Consider the following 19,515-nt stretch of genomic DNA (forward strand, 5'->3'; position numbering starts at 1 on the left):
CTTTCAGGGTCAGCTTCCAGGAGGCATAGTGCAAGCCATCGGCCGACATGGACAGACAGATGACGTGGGAGCCCGGATGCGGACTGCTCGACTGCGGACTGCGCACCCCGTCCTGTGGGCCGGGTGGGCCGCACTCGCGGCCGGAGCGGTGCTCTGCGTCATCGGCTGGTACGGCATCTCGGGCGAGCGGTTCGCGGAGCGGCAACTGCCCTATCTGGCGTCCTGCACGGTGCCGGGTGCCGCCCTGATCGTCGCGGGCGCGGTACTCCTCGCCCACGGCCGCAGCGCGCGGGCAGCGGCCCGCGTCGAGGAGCTGTTCGAGCTGCTGGTGGCGGTCGAGCCCGCCGGCCCGCAGGAACCGGGACGCCCGGCGGACGCACCCCTCGCCACCAGCGGCGAGCTGCTGACGGTGCCCGGCGGGACCCTGTGGCACCGCGCGGACTGCCCGCTGGTCGCCGGGAAGCCCGAGGCCGTGCCGGTGGACGCGCGGGCCGCGGCCGACGGGGAGCTGGCCCCCTGCCCGGTCTGCGAGCCGCCCCCGGCCGCCCGGGAAGACTGATGGCGTCCCTGACGTACGACCTCACCCTGGCCGGGCTCTCGGTGGGCAGTGCCGCCGCCCTGACCGGCATCGGGCTGGTCGTCACCTACCGCGCGACCGGCGTGCTCAACTTCGCGCACGGGGCGATCGCGGTGGTCTGCGCGTACCTGCTGCGCCAGTTCACCGTCGAGTGGCACTGGCCGCTCGCGCTCTCCGCCGCGCTCACCCTGCTGGTCGTGGCGCCCGGCATCGGTGTCGCCCTGGAGCGCTTCGTCTTCCGCCCGCTCTCCGTCCTCGGCAACGACCCGGCCCGGACCCTCGTCGCGTCCCTCGGTGTCTTCGTCCTGCTGGTCGGCGGGGCCGCGCTGGTGTGGGGCACCGGGGCGCGCGCCGACGCGCCGGCGCCGGTCCCGGCGGACCCCTGGGGGCAGCTGGCCGTGGCGCTGCTGCTGGCGGCCGGTGTCGCAGCGGTCAGCCGCCGGACCCGCTTCGGCCGCGAGTTGCGGGCCGTCGTCGACGACCGTTCCCTGGCCGTGCTCGGCGGCATCGACGCGGACCGGGTGGCCGCGGCGGGCTGGGCCTTCGGCTCCTTCTCGGCCGGTCTGACGGGCGTGCTGCTCGCGCCGTACGTGCGCCTCGACCCGTACGGCATGCCGCTGCTGGTGATGGAGGTGGTCGCGGTCGCGGTCGCCGCCCGGATGCGCAGTCTTCCGGTGGCCGTCGGCGCGGCTCTCGTCATCGGCGTGGCGCAAAGCCAGCTGACCCGGCTGCACCCGTCGGGCTGGGCCGAACCGCTGCTCCAGGCGGTGGGCGCGAACCTCTTCGTGGTGGCGCTGCTCGTCGCCGCCCTGGTCCTGCCGGGCATCGGCACCGGCGACGCGCTCCCCCGACCCGCCGCGGCCCGCGTCGAGACCCCGTCCGGGGTGCGGACAGTGGCGGTGGTGCTCTTCCTGCTCCCCCTCGGCTTCGCGGGCTCGGACCTCCATACGTCCGTGCAGGTCCCGGCCCTCGGGGTGGTCCTCCTCTCCCTCGTCGTGGTGACGGGCCGCGGGGGCCAGATCTCGCTCGGGCAGGCGGCGTACGCGGGTCTGGGCGCCCTCTTCACGGCCCTGCTCGCGGCGGGGCGCTTCCCGGGCCTGCCGGAGCTGCCGGAACTCGCCGCCCTGGCCGTCGCGGTGCTCCTGGTGGCGCCGCTGGGCCTGCTGACCGGCCGGCCGGCGATCGGGCGGCACGGTCTCGCCCTCGCGCTGGCGACCTTCGCCGTCGGTGTCGGGGTGAGCCGCTTCGTCTTCGCCCAGCCGTACGCGACGTCGGGTCTGTCGCTCGGGCGTCCGGCGGGCTTCGAGAGCGACCGCGCGTACTACGTGCTGGAACTGGCCCTCCTCGCCGGTGCCCTGGTGGCGGCCGGCGCCCTGCGCCGGGGACGCACCGGCCGGGCCCTGGCCGCCCTACGCGACCACGAGCCGGGCGCGTCGGCGGCGGGGGTCGCCGTCCCGGCGCTGAAGCTGACGGCGTTCGTCGCGGGCGCCGCGCTGGCCGCGCTCGGCGGCGGCATGCTCGGCATGGGGCTGCGTGCCTTCGATCCCGGCGCCTACGACCCCGTGCGGAGCCTCCTCTGGTTCGCCGCCGTGGTCGTCCTCGGCGCCGACAGCGTGCTCGGCGCCCTCCTCGCGGCCGCGCTCCTGGTGGGTCTCGACGCCGGCACCCGGGGCGGAGTCGCCGCCGCGCTGATCGGGGTCCTCGCCGTCCTCTCGGGCCGCTTCCCGGGCGGGCCGTCAGAAGTGGTGCAGAGGGCGGCGGCCCGTCTGCGCCTCCGGCGGCGCACGGTCCTCACCGAGCGTGGCGAACGCCTGCGCGCCCGGCTGCGGCCGGGCTCGCCCGGACCGGCACCGCGCCGGGCTCCGGCTCCGGCCGGCGCGACGGCGCTGACGGCCGCCGGGCGCCCCGCAGCACCGGCCCCCGCCGCTCCGGCGCCGGACCGCGCGGGGCCGCCGACCGCGCCCCGGGCGACGCGGGACACCGTGACCGCGCCGCAGGCTCCCGCCTCGCGGCGCAGGGGGGCGCGGCCCCGGCCGGGGGCAGTCCCCGGTGTCCTCTCCGCCCGCCGGCTGCACGTCCGCTACGGCGGATACACCGCGCTCGACGCTGTCGACCTCGACGTGCGGCCGGGACGCGTCACGGCGGTGGTGGGCCCGAACGGGGCGGGGAAGAGCACCCTCTTCCACTGCCTCGCCGGGACGGTGCGGCCGGACGCCGGTGCCGTCGGGTACGGCGGGCGCGACATCACCCGGCTCGCGGCACACGCCCGTACCCGGCTCGGCATCGCGCGGACCTTCCAGCAGCTCGCCGTGTTCCCGACGCTGACCGTGGCCGACAACGTGCGCGTCGGTGCCGAGCAGGGCCGGGTCGCCGATCCGGCGGCGGTGGAGCGGGCGTTGCGGCTGCTCGGCCTGGACGGGCCGGTACGGGCCCTGCCCGCGGCGGGGCTGCCGACGGGAACCCTGCGCCGGGTCGAGCTCGCACGCGCCCTCGCGGGGAGCCCGCGCGTCCTGCTCCTAGACGAGCCCGCCGCCGGGCTCGACCGTGCCGAGGTGACCGCGCTGACCCGCGTCCTGCGGGCCCTGGCGGCGGACGGGACGGCGCTGCTGGTCGTCGAGCACGACCTCGACCTGGTCGCCGAACTCGCCGCCACCGTCCATGTCATGGCCGCGGGGCGGATCGTCGCCTCGGGCCCCGCCGAGCGGATGCTGCAGACGGCGGGTGAGGTGTGAGCATCGCCCTGCGCCGCGCACGTGTGCGCTACGGGCCCCTGGAGGCCCTGCACGGCGTCTCCCTCGTCGCGCCCTCCCCCGGCTTCACCGTGCTCCTGGGCCGCAACGGCTCCGGCCGCACGACCGCGCTGCGCGCCCTGGCCGGCACCGCACCGCTGTCCGGCGGCGCGGTCGTCTGGGACGGCGCCGACGTCACCGGCCTGTCCGCGTACGAGCGCGCCCGGCGCGGGCTGTGCCTGGTCCCCGAGCGGCGGGCCGTCTTCGGCTCGCTCACCGTCCTGGAGAACCTCCGACTGGCCTCGGGTGGACGGTCCTTCGAGGCGGCTCTCGACGCCTACCCCCCGCTGGAGGCGCTGCTCCCCCGCCGGGCCGGCACGCTCTCCGGTGGCGAGCAGCGCATGCTCGCGCTGTCCCGCGCCCTGCTGGCACGCGCGCGCGTGGTCCTCGTCGACGAACCCACGCAGGGCATGTCCTCGGCGGTCGCGGCACGGACGTACGAGCTGCTGGGCGCGCTCGACGCGTGCGTGGTCGTCGCCGAACAGCGGCTGCCGCCCGGTCCGCGCCGGACGACGTACGTCCATGAACTGCGCCGCGGGGAGGTCGTGTTCAGCGGGGAGGCGGCAGAAGAGACCACACCGCCGGGTCGCGCGGCTCCGGGGCGGACGGGGACGCCGGGGACGACGCGGCCGGGACGGGCCGCGGCAGCGGAGGACCGAACAGAACACGATCCGAGCCCCGGGACCGGCCGGAGCCCTTCGGGATGAGCAGCATCGTGCCGGGGTTGAGGCGGCCGGGACGCGGTCCGAGCATCCGCTTGTTGGCCTTCTGCAGCGCCTTCCGGCCGCCCTTGACACCGTGCTTGCGGGCGATCGAGGACAGCGTCTCTCCGGCCTTCACCACGTGCACCCGGCCGGCGAGCCCGTATTTCTTCGAACAGGCCGGCCAGGCGCCCCACCCCTGCGTGGCCAGCACTTCGCTCGCCACCTTGATCTGCTCCTTGCGGGTGGCCAGATCGGCACGCGGGGCGTAGGCGAGGCCGCCGAACTCCTTCCAGGTGGACTGCCCGAACTGCAGCCCGCCGTAGAAGCCGTTCCCGGTGTTCGCGTGCCAGCGGCCGCTGCTCTCGCACTCGGCGAGGCAGCCCCAGGGCCAGTCCTGCGCCGCGCAGTCGTACGGGGCCGAGGCACCCTGCGGGCCGGGCAGCGGGGAGGGGGCGGCGCTCGCCCGCGACGGGACGAGGACGGCCAGGGCGGCGGCGACCACGGCCGCGCACCGGATGCGCTTGATCGACACGGCGTGCATCGGCTCACGCTAGGCGGCGGACCGCCTCCGGACGCCCCACCGCGCCCGGGACGGCCGGGGCGCCACCCGGTCGGAGGACCGGGCGGGAGGATCGTCGAATTTTCGCCACCCCTTTCATGGGCCGATTTCCTGATTTGTCGACGGCCCGGTGTGCCCGTCCGCGCCGTATCCCGCCGAGCCAACTGCGCGTCGTGGCCGTGCAGTTGATGCGGAGGGGCGGACCTCGGGGCGCGTTTCGCCCCGCGCGCCCGGTGGTTCGATTCCGTTCGCTCCCGGGCGTTACTCCGGCCACAGATCACCCGTTGTCTTCTGCATGAGCCGGGGACCCCCCGCGTTCATGGGCCGGGAGCCACCCGGCATCGCCACGTACCGCATCCCGAGGAGCCACCCGTGCCGCGCATGCTCGACGTCAGCGACGACGTACGCGCCGAGATCGGCGACGAAGAAGCCGACCGGCTGCTCGCCGGAGAGAACGCCCCGGGCAGTTACGACTGCACGTCCTGCCGCACCCCGGGCGACTCGGAACAGGAGCGCACCAGCACCGTCCTGTTCATCGGCGACGAGACCGCCGTCCTGGCCTTCGCCCACGCCACCTGTCTGCCCTCACAGGTCGTCCAGGTCACCGAGGAGCAGCTCCAGGGCGCCGCCCGTTCCATCGGCGTCGACGACCCGTCCGCCCACGCCGGACCGGCGCAGCCCGCCCCCGAGCAGGCCGTCCTCGGCGTCACCAGCGGACTCGTCCTGATCAGCGGCGAGTTGCACCCGGCGCTCGTCGTCGAGCCGACCGGGCCGATCGTCCGTCCGGGCACCGACGGTCTCGGCGACGACTTCCTGCCGCTCCTCATCGAGCAGGGCTTCATGCCGGTCACCGAGCTGAACTCGGCGCCCTCCGTGCTGCACGGCTGGTCCGTGCTGCTCGCCATGGGCCAGCTGCACGCGGTGCTGCAGCCGGGCACCGGCGGCGGATCCCCGGTCGCCTGGTGGCAGGCGCACCAGCCGCTGCAGGTCACCGAGAGCTGGCGGGCCGCCGCCAACAAGCACCAGCAGGTGCTGCTCTTCGCGGCCCCGGCCGGCTCGATCGGCCGGCAGCCCCGCGAGGACCTGCTGCGCGACGCCCTCGACAAGGCCGCCGCGGGCGGCCAGCTCGTCGCCGCCGCCCTGCCGCTCGCGGGCACCTGAGCCGCCCCCGTCTCGTGGGCCGGGGCGCGCGGCCGGTTGCGCCCCGGCTTCCCCGCGCCCCGGCACACTACGGTTGACCTGCGAAACGAGCGGCGGAACCGCATCCGTTGGGCGGCGAGGTCGTTGGCACATACGTGCACACCTACGACTCCCCCCGCCGCCGCCAGCCCCTCCAGCCCGTCCCGCCCGCGCGACCGGCCCAGGATCCGCCGGGCGGCCCATCGGCCACGCCGATCTACGACGCGCTCTACGCCGAGTGGGTCAGGTCCTTCAGGGCGCTGCCCGGCGATCGCCACGGGGAAGAGGAGCCGGCCTTCACCGCCTTCGGGAGCCTGCCGCGCGGCGCGAGTGCGTACAACTCGTACAGCACGTACAGCTCGTACAGCGCAGGGGCGCATTCGGCGCGGCAGACGGGCGCGCAGCACACGAACGCACACCGGGGCGCACACGAGTCGCCCCAGGGCCACGCGGCGACGACGACCACCGTCTGGCAGGCGGGCAGCCGCCAGCACGGCACCGGTATGCACCACGTCCCCGCGGCGCTGCCGCCCGCGCCCCGCAAGGGGATCTGAGGCGAAGCCCGCACGGCACAGGGGCGGCTCCCGTGAGGAGCCGCCCCTGTGCCGTGTCGTCACTTCTTCTTGTTGCCGCGCTTCTCGCGCACGCGCACCGAGATGTGGATCGGCGTGCCGTCGAAGCCGAACTCCTCGCGCAGCCGGCGCTCGATGAAGCGCCGGTAGCCGTGCTCGATGAAGCCGGAGGCGAAGAGCACGAAGCGCGGCGGCTTGGTGCCCGCCTGGGTGCCGAACAGGATGCGCGGCTGCTTGCCGCCCCGGATCGGGTGCGGGTGGGCGGCGACCAGCTCACCGAGGAAGGCGTTCAGCCGGCCCGTGGGGACGCGGGTCTCCCAGCCTGCCAGCGCGGTCTCGATCGCCGGGACCAGCTTCTCCATGTGCCGCCCGGTGCGCGCCGAGACGTTCACCCGCGGCGCCCAGGCCACCTGCAGGAGCTCGGTCTCGATCTCCCGCTCCAGGTAGTAGCGGCGCTCCTCGTCGAGGGTGTCCCACTTGTTGAACGCCAGGACGATCGCGCGGCCCGCCTCGACGGCCATCGTGACGATGCGCTGGTCCTGCACGGAGATGCTCTCGGACGCGTCGATCAGGATGACGGCGACCTCGGCCTTCTCGACGGCGGCGGCCGTGCGCAGGGAGGCGTAGTAGTCGGCGCCCTGCTGGAGGTGGACGCGCTTGCGGATGCCCGCCGTGTCGACGAACTTCCAGGTGACGCCGCCGAGTTCGATGAGCTCGTCGACCGGGTCGCGAGTGGTGCCCGCGATCTCGTTGACGACCACGCGGTCCTCGTTCGCCACCTTGTTCAGCAGGGAGGACTTGCCGACGTTCGGCCGGCCGATGAGGGCGATGCGTCGGGGGCCGCCGACCGCGGTGCCGAAGGTCTGCGCGGGCGCCTCGGGCAGCGCCTCCAGGACGGCGTCCAGCATGTCGCCGGTGCCGCGGCCGTGCAGTGCGGAGACGGGGTGCGGCTCGCCGAGGCCGAGGGCCCACAGGTACGAGGCGTCGGCCTCGCCGCTCTGGCCGTCGACCTTGTTGGCGCAGAGGACGACGGGCTTGCCGGCCTTGCGCAGCAGGCGCACCACGGCCTCGTCGGTGTCGGTGGCGCCGACCTTGGCGTCCACGACGAAGACGACCGCGTCGGCCGCCTCGATCGCGTACTCGGCCTGGGCGGCCACCGAGGCGTCGATACCGAGGACGTCCTGCTCCCAGCCGCCGGTGTCGACGACCTTGAAGCGGCGGCCCGCCCACTCGGCCTCGTAGGTGACCCGGTCGCGGGTGACGCCCGGCTTGTCCTCGACGACGGCCTCGCGGCGGCCGATGATGCGGTTCACCAGGGTCGACTTGCCGACGTTGGGGCGGCCCACGACGGCGAGGACGGGCAGCGGGCCGTGGCCCGCCGCCTCGATGGCGCCCTCGACGTCCTCGACGTCGAAGCCCTCTTCCGCGGCGAGCTCCATGAACTCCGCGTACTCGGCATCGCCAAGCGCCCCGTGCTCGTGCTCGGCCGAGCCCTCGGGCTGGATGTGGTCGTTCATGAAGTCCGTACCTCGTCGTTCATCGTGGTGATCGGTGGAACCTCCCCGTCCGGGGTGATCCACTACTCAAGTGTCGCCCAGCGTCCGCAGGGGCGCCCGGCGTTATTCCGCCGGGCGTCCGGTGAGACGTCTGGCGTGGTCCAGGTGCGCGCTGAGCTGCTTCTGGATGCGCAGGGTGGCCTCGTCCAGCGCCTGGCGCGTGCGCCGTCCGCTGCCGTCGCCCGCTTCGAAGGGGTCGCCGAAGACGACGTCGACCCGGCTGCGCAGCGGGGGCAGCCCCTTTATCAGCCGGCTGTTCCGGTCGGAGCTGCCCAGCACCGCCACCGGCACGATGGGGGCGCCGCCGCGGACGGCGAAGTACGCGAGGCCCGCGCGCAGCGAGGCGAAGTCGCCCTCGCCGCGGGTGCCCTCCGGGAAGATGCCGAGGACGCCGCCGTTGCCGAGGACGCCCAGTGCCTGCGTGATGGCGGTGCGGTCGGTGGTGGTGCGGTCCACCTTCACCTGGCCGATGCCCAGCAGGAAGGGGTCGAGCGGGCCGATGAACGCTTCCTTCTTGATCAGGAAGTGCGTGGGCCGGGGCGCCACGCCCATGACCATCGGGCCGTCGATGTTGTGCGAGTGGTTCACGGCCAGGATCGCCGGCCCGGCCGTGGGCACCCGCCAGGCGCCGAGAACGCGCGGCTTCCACAGGCCGTACATCAGGCCGACGCCGATGCGGCGCCCGACCTCGGCACCGCGGAGGGACGGCGCCTGCGCCGAAGGGGCTGCGCTCACTTCGCGGCCCGCTTCTCCTCGACGAGGGTGACGACGCACTCGATGACCTGCTGGAGCGTGAGGTCGGAGGTGTCCACCTCGACCGCGTCGTCCGCCTTGGCGAGCGGGGAGGTCTTGCGGGTGGAGTCGGCCGCGTCCCGCTTGATCAGGGCCTCGCGGGTGGCGTCGACGTCGGCGCCCTTCAGCTCGCCGCTGCGGCGGGCGGCGCGCGCCTCCGGGGAGGCGGTGAGGAAGATCTTCAGGTCGGCGTCGGGCAGCACGGTCGTCCCGATGTCACGGCCCTCGACGACGATGCCGGCGGCCGCGGCGGCGGCGATGGAGCGCTGGAGCTCGGTGATCAGGGACCGGACCTCCGGCACTGCGCTGACCGCGCTCACCTTGGAGGTGACCTCCTGGGTGCGGATCGGTCCTGCGACGTCCGTCCCGTCGACGGTGATGGTCGGCGCGGACGGGTCGGTGCCGGAGATGATCTCCGGCTTCCCGGCCACGGCGGCGATCGCCGTGGGGTCGGTGATGTCGATCCCGTTGGTCACCATCCACCAGGTGATCGCCCGGTACTGGGCACCGGTGTCCAGGTAGCTGAGCCCCAGCTGCGCGGCGACGGCCTTCGAGGTGCTGGACTTGCCCGTGCCGGAGGGGCCGTCGATGGCGACAATCACTGCCGGGGCGGTCCGGGCGGCGCCGTTTTCCACGGTGGAGACACCTTCCTGGTGCGGGGTGGAGGTCTGTGCGGGGCACGAGCGCGCCCCGCACAAGGTTACTGGCTCCGCGGACCCCGTATTACTGGCCCGTCCCCGGGCCGGCTCGCCGGGGGCTCCCGCCCCGCTCGCGGGGGCTACTGGCGCAGCGCCCAGCCCCGCTCGCGCAGGGCCGCGCTGAGCACCGGCGCCGCCTTCGGCTCCACCATCAGCTGGACCAGACCGGCCTGCTGACCGGTGGCGTGCTCGATGCGCACGTCCTCGATGTTGACCCCGGCCATCCCGGCGTCCGCGAAGATGCGGGCCAGCTGGCCGGGCTGGTCGTCGATCAGGACGGCGACGACCTCGTACGCCCGCGGCGCGGAGCCGTGCTTGCCGGGCACGCGGACCTGGCCCGCGTTCCCGCGGCGCAGGACGCCCTCGACGCCGGCGACGCCCTCGCGGCGCTTGGAGTCGTCGGAGGACTGCAGGGCGCGCAGCGCGCGGACCGTCTCGTCGAGGTCGGCGGAGACGTCGGCCAGAAGGTCGGCGACCGGGCCCGGGTTCGCGGACAGGATGTCGATCCACATCCGGGGGTCGGAGGCCGCGATCCGGGTCACGTCGCGGATGCCCTGGCCGCAGAGCCGTACCGCCGCCTCCTCCGCGTGCTCCAGGCGTGCGGCGACCATGCTGGAGACGAGGTGCGGCATGTGCGAGACGAGCGCCACGGCCCGGTCGTGGGCGTCGGCGTCCATGACGACCGGGACGGCCCGGCAGTGCGAGACCAGCTCCAGCGCGAGATTGAGCACCTCGGTGTCGGTGTCGCGGGTGGGCGTCAGCACCCAGGGCCGGCCCTCGAAGAGATCGCCGGTGGCGGCCAGCGGGCCCGACTTCTCCCGGCCGGACATGGGGTGCGTGCCGATGTACGCGGACAGGTCGAGGCCCAGCGCCTCCAGCTCGCGCCGGGGGCCGCCCTTGACGCTGGCCACGTCGAGGTAGCCGCGCGCCAGTCCCCGCCGCAGCGCGTCGGCGAGGGCCGCAGCGACATGGGCGGGCGGGGCCGCGACGATCGCGAGGTCGACGGGTCCGTCCGGCGCCTCGTCCGTGCCGGCGCCCAGCGCGGCGGCCGTACGGGCCTGCTCCGGGTCGGGGTCGACGAGGTGGACGACGACGCCGCGGGCGGTCAGCGCCAGCGCGGCCGAGGTGCCGATGAGGCCCGTGCCGACGACGAGTGCGGTTCTCACTGGGCGATGTCCTTGCGCAGCGCGCCCGCGGCACCGAGGTACACGTGCGCGATGTCGGCACGGGGCCGGTCGGATTCGATGTGGGCGAGGATCCGGACGACCCGGGGCATCGCGCCCTCGATGTCCAGTTCCTGGGCGCAGATCAGGGGCACGTCGACGATGCCGAGCTTGCGGGCCGCGGCCGCCGGGAAGTCGCTGTGGAGATCGGGCGTCGCGGTGAACCAGATGCTGATCAGGTCGTCGGTGGTGAGCCCGTTCCGCTCCAGGACGGCGGTGAGCAGTTCGCCGACCTGCTCGTCCATGTGGCCGGCCTCGTCCCGCTCCAGTTGGACGGCGCCCCGGACCGCTCGTACCGCCACGGTGATGCTCCTTGCTGATCTGCGTGCACGTCTGATCACACCAGGGTAGTCAGCCCGCATCCCGCGGGCGTGCGGCGCCCGCCTGCCGAGACGGCCGCCCGGCCCCCGGACGGCACGGCCGCAGACGGGTGAGGGCGGTCGGAACGCGCCTGTGCGCCTCTGGACGCCGGGACGCGCGTCCGCTCTGATGGCAGGAGGCCGACGGCCGCGGCTCACGCTCCGCGGGGACGGCCCGACCCGGGGAGACACACATGAGGCGTTCCGGACCCCTCCTGACCCTGCTCGCCGGGCTGCTGCTCGGCGCGTTCATGCTGACGCTGAACGCGACATCCGGGACGGAGAGCTCCTCGTACGAGAGCGAGGGAAGCCCGAGCGCGTCCCCGCCGAGCCCGTCGGCCGGCGCATCGAAGCCCCCTCCGTCGCCGTCCTCCTCCGAGAGCGCCCGGCCCAACGCCGACTACGCGGGCCGCACCGACGACGACTCCTCGGCCGTCGCCGTCTCGCTGCGCGACGGCAGGGCGATCGCGTACTTCTGCGACGGCCGCGACCAGGAGTCCTGGCTGAAGGGCAAGGTCGAGGACGACGGCAGCATGCGGCTCACCGGCCGGCACGGCGCGAAGCTGACCGGCAGGCTCGACGACGGCAAGCGGATCCGGGGCACCGTCGACCTGAAGAGCGGGCGCTACGCGTTCACCGCCGACAAGGCCGTCAAGCCGTCCGGCCTCTACCGGGCGACGGCGACCGTGCGCGACGCCGAGATCGACGGCGGCTGGATCGTGCTGCCCGGCGGCCGGCAGGTCGGCATCCTCAACCGCGACGACGCACCCGCGCCCGCACCGCGGATCGACCCGGAGACCGGCACCGTGACGGTCGACGGCGAGCAGCTCACCGCCCGGCCCGTCACCCCCTGACCTCCTCCTCCGCAGGGAGCCGTTGATGACCGTCGACCCGAACGCCGCCACCCGGAGCTTCCCTCCTTCCGGTCCAGCCCGCCGGGAGCCCCACCCCGCCCGCTATCTCGTCCCAGCGCTCGTCGCCGCCGCCGTCGCCGTGGGCCTCGGGGTCTACGGCAAGGTCCACGATCCCGCCGGAACCGCGTTCAACCTCGCGGGGTTCAGCAGCACGGGGGCGGTCAAGAGCTGGCTCGCGACGACGGCCTTCGGGTTCGCGGTCGTCCAGGTCGTCTCGGCCTTCATGGTGTACGGCAGGCTGCCGGGCCCGGGCTGGTCGCCGGCCCTGCACCGCTGGTCGGGCCGGATCGCGTTCCTGGTGGCGGTGCCGGTCGCGGTGCACTGCCTGTACGCCTTCGGCTACCAGACCTACGAGCCGCGCGTGCTGTGGCACTCGCTGCTGGGTTGCTTCTTCTTCGGGGCATTCAGTGCCAAAATGCTCCTGCTCCGCTCGGAGCGACTGCCCGGCTGGCTGTTGCCGATCATGGGGGGACTCGTCTTCACCGTCCTCACGGTCGTCTGGCTGACGTCGGCTCTCTGGTTCTTCCGCACGTTCGGAGTGACGACATGACCAACCCCTCGGCGCGGCGCACGGTTCTCGCGACGGGCGCGGCGGCCCTGCTCGCGGGATGCAGCAAGTACGGCGACGAGGGCGGCGGCGAGAGCTCGCAGGAGGCGTCCTCGGCCGGGTCCTCGAAGGAGGGGGACGCGCCCGACGGCGAGCAGCTCGCCACGACGGGCGACATCCCGGTCGGCGGCGGCACGATCTTCAAGGAGCAGAAGATCGTCGTCACCCAGCCGGAGAAGGGCGACTTCAAGGCCTTCTCCGCCATCTGCACCCACGCCGGCTGCACGGTCGGCAGCGTCGCGGACGGCACCATCAACTGCCCCTGCCACGGCAGCAGGTTCCGTATCGAGGACGCCTCCGTCGCGCACGGCCCGGCGACCCGTCCGCTGCCCGCGGAGAAGATCACGGTGAGCGGAAACTCGATTCGCCGCGCCTGACGCGGCACGTACGCTCCGGGGCATGCATCCCGAGGCCCTGATACGCGATCACACCATCTACGCCTGCGTGATGGGCTCCCGTGCCTTCGGTCTGGCCACCGACGACAGCGACACCGACCGCCGGGGCGTTTTCCTCGCCCCGACCCCGCTCTTCTGGCGCTTCGACAAGCCGCCGACCCACGTCGAGGGCCCGGCGGAGGAGCAGTTCAGCTGGGAGCTGGAGCGCTTCTGCTCCCTCGCCCTGCGCGCCAACCCGAACATCCTGGAGTGCCTGCACTCGCCGCTGGTGGAGCACGTCGACGACACCGGGCGGGAACTGCTCTCCCTGCGCGAGGCGTTCCTCTCCCGCCGGGTCCACGACACCTTCGTCCGGTACGCCCTCGGGCAGCACAGGAAGCTGGAGGCCGACGTGCGCAGGCACGGGGCGCCCCGCTGGAAGCACGCCATGCACCTGCTGCGGCTCCTGATGACCTCCCGCGACCTGCTGCGCACGGGCACCCTGTCGATCGGCGTCGGCGACCAGCGTGAGCCGCTGCTCGCCGTGAAGCGCGGCGAGGTGCCGTGGTCGCGCGTCGAGACGTGGATGTCCCGTCTGTCGGAGGAGACCGACGAAGCGGCCGGGCGCAGCCCCCTTCCCGCCGAACCCGACGCGGCCCGGGTCGAGGACTTCCTGGTACGCACCCGCCGCGCGTCAGCCGTGCGGGCCGCCCCCGAGCGCCTCCAGACGGACCCGGACCACGAGATCGTGCAGGGCGTCGCGGGCGGACGGGGCGTCGGGCAGCACTGAGGCCTCCTGCGCCTCGTCCAGCAGGGCGTGCAGCTTCTCCACGTCGTCCCGCACCCGCGTGCGGTCGACGTCCGCGTCCCCGTGCTCCCGTGCTGCCTTCGCGGCGATCAGGTCCGGCAGGTAGGCGGGCGCCGCGACCTGCCCGACGAGCGTGGGCAGATCGGCCTGCACCTCGCCGCTGCGCATGAGGTGGATCCCGGTGAGCAGCACCCGGAACGTGTAGAGGAGGGGCTTGAGCTCGCCCGTCCTCTCGAAGAGCCGCCACTGCGTCGTCGCGAAGCCCCGGTAGTGGTGGGCGTGGTGGCTGGTCAGGACGCCGGACGCGAGCGAGACCAGCTCGCGGTGCGCCTCGGTGGTGTGCACGACCAGCGGCGAGAGCAGCTGCTCCAGCACATAGCCGTTGCGCCGCAGCATCAGCCGTACGAACTTGCGCAGGTCGTGGGTGACGAGATCCATCTCGACGCCGCCGCGGTGCCACATCCGGGACCGGGTCTCGGCGGGCTCGCGCAGCCCCACCAGGTCGGCCACCGGGAGCAGATGGACCCCCCGGAGGTCGACGTCGGAGTCCCGCGAGGGGAATCCGTAGAGGTGCGCCCCGGAGACGGTGGCGAACAGCACGGGGTCGGGCTGCTCCGCCACCACGGGGCCGAGATCGATCTCCAGGACGTCGGTCATGGGTCAATCGTCCCAGAGCGCTCCCAGCGACATGAGGTCGCTCTGGTACTCGATGCGGTCGGCCCACTCCCGCGGCCAGGCGTCGGAGCCGTGGTGGGCGCCGGCGAAGGCGCCGGCCAGGCACGCGATCGAGTCGGAGTCGCCGGAGGTGCAGGCGGCCCGGCGCAGCGCGGTGACGGGTTCGTCGACGAACAGCAGGAAGCACAACAGGCCGGTGGCCAGGGCCTCTTCGGCGATCCAGCCCTCGCCGGTGGCCAGGCAGGGGTCGGCCTCCGGCGAGACGGTGTGCACCGCGTGCCGGACGCGGTCGAGGGCGGCCAGGCACTCGTCCCAGCCGCGCGTGATGAAGTGCTCGGGGCTGGGGTCGTGGCTGCGGGTCCACAGGTCGCCGAGCCACCGCTCGTGGTAGCGGCTGCGGTTCTCGTAGGCGTAGGAGCGCAGCAGACCGATCAGTCCGGTCGGCTCGGCACCCTGCGCGAGCAGCCGGACCGCGTGCACGGTGAGGTCGGACGCGGCGAGCGCCGTCGGGTGGCCGTGGGTGAGCGCCGCCTGCAACTGCGCCGCGCCCGCGCGCTGTTCGTCGCTGAGTCCGCGGATGAGCCCGAGCGGCGCGACACGCATGTTGGCCCCGCAGCCCTTGGAGTCGATCTGGCTGGCGTCCTGCCAGGGGCGGCGCTCCGACTTCAGCAGATCGCAGGCGATGAGGCAGGTGCGGCCGGGCGCACGGTTGTTCTCGGGCGACTGGTACCAGTCCACGAACTCCTCGCGCACCGCCCGCTCCAGCCGCTTGGGCCCGAGCAGCCCGCGGTCCATGGCCGTGCGCAGCCCGCGCCCCAGGGCCAGCGTCATCTGGGTGTCGTCGGTGACGCGGGCGGGCCTGGGCAGGTCCATCTCCCGCCAGGGGCCGCACCGGGCCAGGATGGCGGGCACGTCGTCGAACTCGGTCGGGAGGCCCAGGGCGTCCCCGAGGGCGAGGCCGATCAGGGATCCGGTGGCAGCGCGTTTCGCGAGCGTCGTGGTGGTCATGGGTGCCGTCCTTCCGAGGCGGGGCGCAGCAGGGGCGGGTGCAGGGCGGTGGCGCCGCCGGCGCGGTAGAGGGCGGCCGGCTTCCCCCGGCCGCCGGTCAGGCGCGCGGCGCCCGGGACCGGTTCGACGAAGCCCGGCGTGGCGAGGACCTTGCGCCGGAAGTTGGGCCGGTCGAGGGCGGTGCCCCACACGGTCTCGTAGACCTGCTGCAACTCACCGAGGGTGAACTCGGGTGGGCAGAAGCTCGTCGCGAGACAGGTGTACTCGAACTTGGCGCCGACGCGTTCGTGGGCGTCGGCGAGGATCCGGTCGTGGTCGAAGGCGAGCGGGCCGAGGGCGTTGAAGCGCAGCCACTGGGCCTGTGCCGCGTCGCCACCGCCCCGCGGCCGGGGCGGGTCGGGCAGCAGGGCGGCGAAGGCGATGGAGACGACCCGCATCCTCGGGTCGCGCCCCGGCTCGCTGTACGTCCGCAGCTGCTCCAGGTGGAGTCCGGAGACGTCCGACAGGCCGGTCTCCTCGGCGAGTTCGCGCCGGGCGGCGGTCTCCGCGGACTCGTCCGGCAGCACGAATCCCCCCGGCAGCGCCCAGCAGCCCTCGTACGGCTCCTGGCCGCGTTCGACGAGCAGCACCTGGAGCGCGCCCGCGCGGATGGTGAGCACGGCCAGGTCGACGGTGACGGCGAACGGCTCGAAGGCGTACTTGTCGTAGCCCTCGGGTGCCTTGCCCCCCGGTGCCCGTCCCTCATGCGTACGCACGTTCCGCCGGCCCCCTTTATGGTCAGCATGACTAATAGTCACTCCGACTATAAAGAGGCCGGGCCGATCCCCACAAGCCTTGGGAGGAACCGAATTCCCTTCGGGCCCCCTGACGGCCCTCCGGGCGCCTCTCCCGCCCGAGGAAGGCCCCCGGGTCCCGGAGAGCCCACGAGGGCCCTGGAGGGCCCAGGGGGCCCTGCACGGTGCGTCCGGCCCGCCTGTGCCGTCCCGCCCGCGCGCCCGGCCCCGCTCACAGCGAAACGGCCGGCCCCGGAGAACAACCCGGAACCGGCCGACGGACGCGCGTGACGGAGGCGGAGGCCTAGAGGTCGACCTCCTGCATCAGCATCCCGACCTCGGTGTTCGACAGGCGGCGCAGCCAGCCCGACTTCTGGTCGCCCAGGGTGATCGGGCCGAAGGAGACCCGCACCAGCTTGTCCACCGGGAAGCCGGCCTCGGCCAGCATGCGGCGCACGATGTGCTTGCGGCCCTCGTGGAGGGTCACCTCGACCAGGTAGTTCTTGCCGGTCTGCTCGACGACCCGGAAGTGGTCCGCCTTCGCGTACCCGTCCTCCAGCTGGATGCCGTCCTTGAGCTGCTTGCCCAGGTCCCGCGGAATCGGGCCCACGATGTGCGCGAGGTAGACCTTCTTCACGCCGTACTTGGGGTGGGTCAGGCGGTGCGCCAGCTCACCGTGGTTGGTGAGCAGGATGACGCCCTCGGTCTCGGTGTCGAGGCGCCCGACGTGGAAGAGCCGCGTCTCGCGGTTGGTCACGTAGTCGCCGAGGCACTGGCGGCCCTCGGGGTCCTCCATGCTGGACACGACGCCCGCGGGCTTGTTCAGCGCGAAGAACTGGTACGACTGCGTCGCGACCGTCAGGCCGTCGACCTTGATCTCGTCGTTCTCGGGGTCCACGCGCAGCCCCTGCTCGACGACGATCTCGCCGTTGACCTCGACGCGCGACTGCTCGATCAGCTCCTCGCAGGAACGCCGCGAACCGTAGCCCGCACGCGCGAGCACCTTCTGCAGGCGCTCACCCTCCTGCTCGGCCCCGGGAAACGTCTTCGGCAGCTTCACGTCCGGCTTGCCGGCGTAGCGCTCGCGGTTGCGCTCCTCGGCCCGCGTCTCGTACTCGCGCGAGCGCGCCGGAGCCGTCCGGCCGCCGCGCTGCTGGCTCTGCTTGGGGCCGCCCTTGGCACCGCCGCGCGCACCGTTCCCGCGCCCGGACTTGGGGCCCTCCTTGGAGGCGCCGGGGCCTACGTCGTAGCGGCGCTCCTCGGGACGGGGCTTGCCCGCACGCTTCGGCTTGTCGTCGCGTCCTCCCCCGCTCCTGGGCTGGGAGCCGCCCCCGCCGGCTCCGCGGGGGTTGCCGCTCCCGCCGGCTCCGCGGGGCCTGCCGCTCCCACCGGTCCCCCGGGGGTTGCCGCGCCCGCTGTTCCTGCCACTGCCGCTGCCACTGCTTCGCATCAAAGTTCCGTCGTCGTCGTGTCGTCTGCATCTGCATCCGGTGCGTCCGGATCGAACGACGGAACCCCTTCCAGCGTCTCTGCCTCGATCGCGTCCGCCTCCGGAAGGAAGGGCGCGAGCTCCGGGAGCTCGTCCAGACCGCGCAGGCCCATTCGCTCCAGGAAGTAGTTCGTCGTCCTGTACAGGATCGCACCTGTTTCGGGTTCCGCGCCCGCCTCCTCGACCAGACCCCGCTGCAGGAGGGTCCGCATCACGCCGTCGCAGTTCACTCCGCGGACCGCCGAGACGCGCGAACGGCTGACCGGCTGGCGGTACGCGACGACCGCGAGGGTCTCCAGGGCCGCCTGGGTGAGCCGGGCCTGCTGGCCGTCGAGGACGAAGCGCTCGACGGCCGCCGCATAGGCGGGCCGGGTGTAGAACCGCCAGCCGCCGGCGATGAGCCGCAGCTCGAAACCGCGGCCCTGGACGGTGTACTCGTCGGCCAGCTCCCGCAGCGCGTCCGCGATCTGCCGCCGCGGCCGCTCCAGGATCTTCGCCAGGTGCTCCTCGGTCGCCGGCTCGTCCACGACCATGAGGACGGCCTCCAGCGCGGGCCGGAGATCGAGGTCGGTGACGGAGCCGGACCCGGCCGGGGTCCCGCTGGTCTGCTCGCTCACGCCTTCTTCTCCTCCTTGGCGTCCTCGGGGGGCCGGTCGAACTCGTCCGTGACCCTCGGCTGCTCCGTGCCGTCCCCGCCGGTCCAGCGCACGAGGAGCTCGCCGAGCGCCTCGTCCTGGTCCAGCTCCACGGCCTTCTCCCGGTACAGCTCCAGCAGGGCGAGGAAGCGGGCGACGACGGTCAGGGTGTCGTCGGTGTCGTCGACGAGGTCCCGGAAGCTGGTCTCCCCCCGCTCCCGCAGCCGCGCCACCACGATCTCGGCCTGCTCGCGCACGCTGACCAGCGGGGCGTGGATGTGGTCGACGTACACCTGGGGCTTCGGCTTCGGCTGCATGGCCTTGACGGCGAGCCTGGCGAATCCTTCCGCCCCGATGCTGATGACCACCTCGGGGAGCAGCTCGGCGTGCTGCGGTTCGAGGCCGACGGTACGGGGGTAGCGACGGCCCTCCTCCAGCAGCCGGGCGTTGAAGATGTCGGCGATCTGCTTGTACGCGCGGTACTGCAGCAGCCGCGCGAACAGCAGGTCCCGCGCCTCCAGCAGCGCCAGGTCCGCCTCGTCCTCGACCTCGGCGGCGGGCAGCAGCCGCGCGGCCTTCAAATCGAGCAGGGTGGCGGCGACGACGAGGAACTCGGTCGTCTGGTCGAGGTCCCAGTCCGGGCCCATCGCCCGGATGTGCGCCATGAACTCGTCGGTCACCCGGGACAGCGCCACTTCCGTGACGTCCATCTTGTGCCGGGAGATCAACTGGAGCAGCAGGTCGAAGGGCCCCTCGAAGTTCGCGAGCCGCACGGTGAAGACACCGTCCCCCACCCCGTCGGGGGTCCCGGAGTCGGCGGGGGCGGCGGAACGGGAGGGGTCCCCGGGCTCCGCGGGGGCCGCAGGCTCCGTGGACGCCGCGGGAGGACCCGGCTCGGTCCGCGGACCGCACTCCCCCGGTTCCGTCGGCTCCGGCGCCTCCACCGCGGCGAAAGGGCCGGGTTCCGGGACGGGCGGCCCCGGGACGGCCGGCCCGGCATCGGGCGCGGCCTCGGCGGGCGCTGTGCCGACGGACGGTCCGGAGTCCGCCACCGGCTGCCCCGGCGCGGCCTCGGGCTGCCCCGGCGGTGGTTCAGGTACGGCCTCGGGCTCCGTCTCCGCGGGAGGCGCGGCCCCGGGCCCGCGTCCGAGCGCACGCCGGCGCCCGGTGGGGCCACCGGCGGAAACAGGGACGTCGTTCGAGGTCATAGCCGTCGCAGGCTAC

The 19,515-nt window shown here is 73.9% G+C and carries 20 protein-coding genes and 1 pseudogene; 9 read left to right on the forward strand and 12 right to left on the reverse strand.

From position 1 onward, the window contains the following. The first annotated feature begins 76 nt into the window (after positions 1-76). The 3 genes and pseudogenes from ACZ4NT_RS34185 to ACZ4NT_RS34195 all read left to right on the forward strand — a co-directional run. Positions 77-559 carry a hypothetical protein gene (locus ACZ4NT_RS34185; protein ID WP_467729000.1) on the forward strand — a complete coding sequence of 161 codons (483 nt, stop codon included), beginning with the start codon at positions 77-79 and terminating at the stop codon, positions 557-559. Beyond that, positions 559-3,309: an ABC transporter permease subunit gene (locus ACZ4NT_RS34190; protein ID WP_467729002.1), complete on the forward strand. Its 2,751-nt coding sequence runs from the start codon at positions 559-561 to the stop codon at positions 3,307-3,309. Before ACZ4NT_RS34185 ends, ACZ4NT_RS34190 begins: the two co-directional genes overlap by 1 nt. Beyond that, positions 3,306-3,959, forward strand: a pseudogene (locus ACZ4NT_RS34195) (ATP-binding cassette domain-containing protein); the annotation flags it as partial. The gene ACZ4NT_RS34190 and the pseudogene ACZ4NT_RS34195, both read left to right, overlap by 4 nt. On the opposite strand, the gene ACZ4NT_RS34200 reads toward ACZ4NT_RS34195, so the two are convergent. Beyond that, positions 3,916-4,611, reverse strand: a complete 696-nt coding sequence (locus ACZ4NT_RS34200) for a transglycosylase family protein (RefSeq protein WP_467729004.1) — start codon at positions 4,609-4,611, stop codon at positions 3,916-3,918. The pseudogene ACZ4NT_RS34195 and the gene ACZ4NT_RS34200 sit on opposite strands and share 44 nt — an antisense overlap. 390 nt (positions 4,612-5,001) lie before the next feature. Between ACZ4NT_RS34200 and ACZ4NT_RS34205 the strand changes: the two genes are divergently transcribed. Continuing rightward, positions 5,002-5,790, forward strand: a complete 789-nt coding sequence (locus ACZ4NT_RS34205) for a hypothetical protein (protein WP_121403945.1) — start codon at positions 5,002-5,004, stop codon at positions 5,788-5,790. Between the two features lie 134 nt (positions 5,791-5,924). Next, a complete protein-coding gene (locus tag ACZ4NT_RS34210) occupies positions 5,925-6,362 on the forward strand; it encodes a hypothetical protein (protein ID WP_121404804.1) in 438 nt (145 codons plus the stop codon). A 59-nt stretch (positions 6,363-6,421) separates the two neighbouring features. On the opposite strand, the gene der is transcribed toward ACZ4NT_RS34210, so the two are convergent. From der to aroH, 5 genes are all read right to left on the reverse strand, one after another. Then, positions 6,422-7,897, reverse strand: coding sequence for a ribosome biogenesis GTPase Der (gene der, locus ACZ4NT_RS34215; RefSeq protein WP_467729006.1), 1,476 nt, complete (start codon positions 7,895-7,897; stop codon positions 6,422-6,424). A gap of 102 nt (positions 7,898-7,999) precedes the next feature. After that, positions 8,000-8,710: a lysophospholipid acyltransferase family protein gene (locus tag ACZ4NT_RS34220; protein WP_183116891.1), complete on the reverse strand. Its 711-nt coding sequence runs from the start codon at positions 8,708-8,710 to the stop codon at positions 8,000-8,002. Further along, the gene (gene cmk, locus ACZ4NT_RS34225; RefSeq protein ID WP_121403941.1) at positions 8,668-9,363 is read right to left on the reverse strand and encodes a (d)CMP kinase; all 696 of its coding nucleotides are present in this window, start codon (positions 9,361-9,363) and stop codon (positions 8,668-8,670) included. The genes ACZ4NT_RS34220 and cmk overlap by 43 nt, the downstream gene beginning before the upstream one ends. Positions 9,364-9,506: 143 nt before the next feature. Then, the gene (locus ACZ4NT_RS34230) at positions 9,507-10,592 is read right to left on the reverse strand and encodes a prephenate dehydrogenase (RefSeq protein ID WP_121403939.1); all 1,086 of its coding nucleotides are present in this window, start codon (positions 10,590-10,592) and stop codon (positions 9,507-9,509) included. After that, on the reverse strand, positions 10,589-10,951 hold the full coding sequence (aroH, locus tag ACZ4NT_RS34235; protein WP_121403937.1) for a chorismate mutase: 363 nt from the start codon (positions 10,949-10,951) through the stop codon (positions 10,589-10,591). Before aroH ends, ACZ4NT_RS34230 begins: the two co-directional genes overlap by 4 nt. A gap of 251 nt (positions 10,952-11,202) precedes the next feature. On the opposite strand from aroH, the gene ACZ4NT_RS34240 reads away from it, so the two are divergent. Genes ACZ4NT_RS34240 through ACZ4NT_RS34255 form a run of 4 tightly spaced genes read left to right on the forward strand, consistent with a single transcriptional unit; the run spans position 11,203 to position 13,693 of the window. Further along, positions 11,203-11,862, forward strand: a complete 660-nt coding sequence (locus ACZ4NT_RS34240) for a hypothetical protein (RefSeq protein WP_121403934.1) — start codon at positions 11,203-11,205, stop codon at positions 11,860-11,862. Between the two features lie 25 nt (positions 11,863-11,887). Beyond that, on the forward strand, positions 11,888-12,472 hold the full coding sequence (locus ACZ4NT_RS34245; protein WP_121403933.1) for a DUF6529 family protein: 585 nt from the start codon (positions 11,888-11,890) through the stop codon (positions 12,470-12,472). Then, positions 12,469-12,906 carry a Rieske (2Fe-2S) protein gene (locus ACZ4NT_RS34250; protein ID WP_467729010.1) on the forward strand — a complete coding sequence of 146 codons (438 nt, stop codon included), beginning with the start codon at positions 12,469-12,471 and terminating at the stop codon, positions 12,904-12,906. Before ACZ4NT_RS34245 ends, ACZ4NT_RS34250 begins: the two co-directional genes overlap by 4 nt. A 22-nt stretch (positions 12,907-12,928) precedes the next feature. Beyond that, positions 12,929-13,693, forward strand: a complete 765-nt coding sequence (locus ACZ4NT_RS34255; RefSeq protein WP_121403929.1) for a DNA polymerase beta superfamily protein — start codon at positions 12,929-12,931, stop codon at positions 13,691-13,693. Here the strand turns inward: ACZ4NT_RS34255 and ACZ4NT_RS34260 are convergent. The 6 genes from ACZ4NT_RS34260 to ACZ4NT_RS34285 all read right to left on the reverse strand — a co-directional run bounded on the left by ACZ4NT_RS34260 (position 13,598) and on the right by ACZ4NT_RS34285 (position 19,499). Beyond that, a complete protein-coding gene (locus ACZ4NT_RS34260) occupies positions 13,598-14,368 on the reverse strand; it encodes a nucleotidyltransferase domain-containing protein (RefSeq protein ID WP_467729012.1) in 771 nt (256 codons plus the stop codon). The two genes, ACZ4NT_RS34255 and ACZ4NT_RS34260, sit on opposite strands and share 96 nt — an antisense overlap. A gap of 3 nt (positions 14,369-14,371) precedes the next feature. Further along, positions 14,372-15,394 carry an ADP-ribosylglycohydrolase family protein gene (locus ACZ4NT_RS34265; protein WP_121403925.1) on the reverse strand — a complete coding sequence of 341 codons (1,023 nt, stop codon included), beginning with the start codon at positions 15,392-15,394 and terminating at the stop codon, positions 14,372-14,374. Continuing rightward, a complete protein-coding gene (locus tag ACZ4NT_RS34270) occupies positions 15,391-16,149 on the reverse strand; it encodes an NUDIX hydrolase (protein ID WP_467729015.1) in 759 nt (252 codons plus the stop codon). Before ACZ4NT_RS34270 ends, ACZ4NT_RS34265 begins: the two co-directional genes overlap by 4 nt. Positions 16,150-16,471: 322 nt before the next feature. Beyond that, a complete protein-coding gene (locus ACZ4NT_RS34275) occupies positions 16,472-17,617 on the reverse strand; it encodes a pseudouridine synthase (protein WP_121403921.1) in 1,146 nt (381 codons plus the stop codon). Next, positions 17,617-18,273 (reverse strand): SMC-Scp complex subunit ScpB, encoded by a 657-nt coding sequence (scpB, locus tag ACZ4NT_RS34280; protein ID WP_121403919.1) that lies wholly within the window; start codon positions 18,271-18,273, stop codon positions 17,617-17,619. The genes ACZ4NT_RS34275 and scpB overlap by 1 nt, the downstream gene beginning before the upstream one ends. Then, positions 18,270-19,499 carry a segregation/condensation protein A gene (locus tag ACZ4NT_RS34285; protein ID WP_183116890.1) on the reverse strand — a complete coding sequence of 410 codons (1,230 nt, stop codon included), beginning with the start codon at positions 19,497-19,499 and terminating at the stop codon, positions 18,270-18,272. The genes scpB and ACZ4NT_RS34285 overlap by 4 nt, the downstream gene beginning before the upstream one ends. Between the last annotated feature and the right edge of the window lie 16 nt (positions 19,500-19,515).

This window comes from Streptomyces sp. NPDC026417, from assembly GCF_055567695.1.

Bases quoted from the DNA above. Each gene is read 5' to 3' on its own strand.
- ACZ4NT_RS34185 (WP_467729000.1), top strand. From the start codon at position 77: ATGCGGACTGCTCGACTGCGGACTGCGCACCCCGTCCTGTGGGCCGGG.
- ACZ4NT_RS34190 (WP_467729002.1), top strand. From the start codon at position 559: ATGGCGTCCCTGACGTACGACCTCACCCTGGCCGGGCTCTCGGTGGGC.
- ACZ4NT_RS34200 (WP_467729004.1), bottom strand. From the start codon at position 4,611: ATGCACGCCGTGTCGATCAAGCGCATCCGGTGCGCGGCCGTGGTCGCC.
- der (WP_467729006.1), bottom strand. From the start codon at position 7,897: ATGAACGACCACATCCAGCCCGAGGGCTCGGCCGAGCACGAGCACGGG.
- ACZ4NT_RS34240 (WP_121403934.1), top strand. From the start codon at position 11,203: ATGAGGCGTTCCGGACCCCTCCTGACCCTGCTCGCCGGGCTGCTGCTC.
- ACZ4NT_RS34245 (WP_121403933.1), top strand. From the start codon at position 11,888: ATGACCGTCGACCCGAACGCCGCCACCCGGAGCTTCCCTCCTTCCGGT.
- ACZ4NT_RS34250 (WP_467729010.1), top strand. From the start codon at position 12,469: ATGACCAACCCCTCGGCGCGGCGCACGGTTCTCGCGACGGGCGCGGCG.
- ACZ4NT_RS34255 (WP_121403929.1), top strand. From the start codon at position 12,929: ATGCATCCCGAGGCCCTGATACGCGATCACACCATCTACGCCTGCGTG.
- ACZ4NT_RS34260 (WP_467729012.1), bottom strand. From the start codon at position 14,368: ATGACCGACGTCCTGGAGATCGATCTCGGCCCCGTGGTGGCGGAGCAG.
- ACZ4NT_RS34265 (WP_121403925.1), bottom strand. From the start codon at position 15,394: ATGACCACCACGACGCTCGCGAAACGCGCTGCCACCGGATCCCTGATC.
- ACZ4NT_RS34275 (WP_121403921.1), bottom strand. From the start codon at position 17,617: ATGCGAAGCAGTGGCAGCGGCAGTGGCAGGAACAGCGGGCGCGGCAAC.
- ACZ4NT_RS34285 (WP_183116890.1), bottom strand. From the start codon at position 19,499: ATGACCTCGAACGACGTCCCTGTTTCCGCCGGTGGCCCCACCGGGCGC.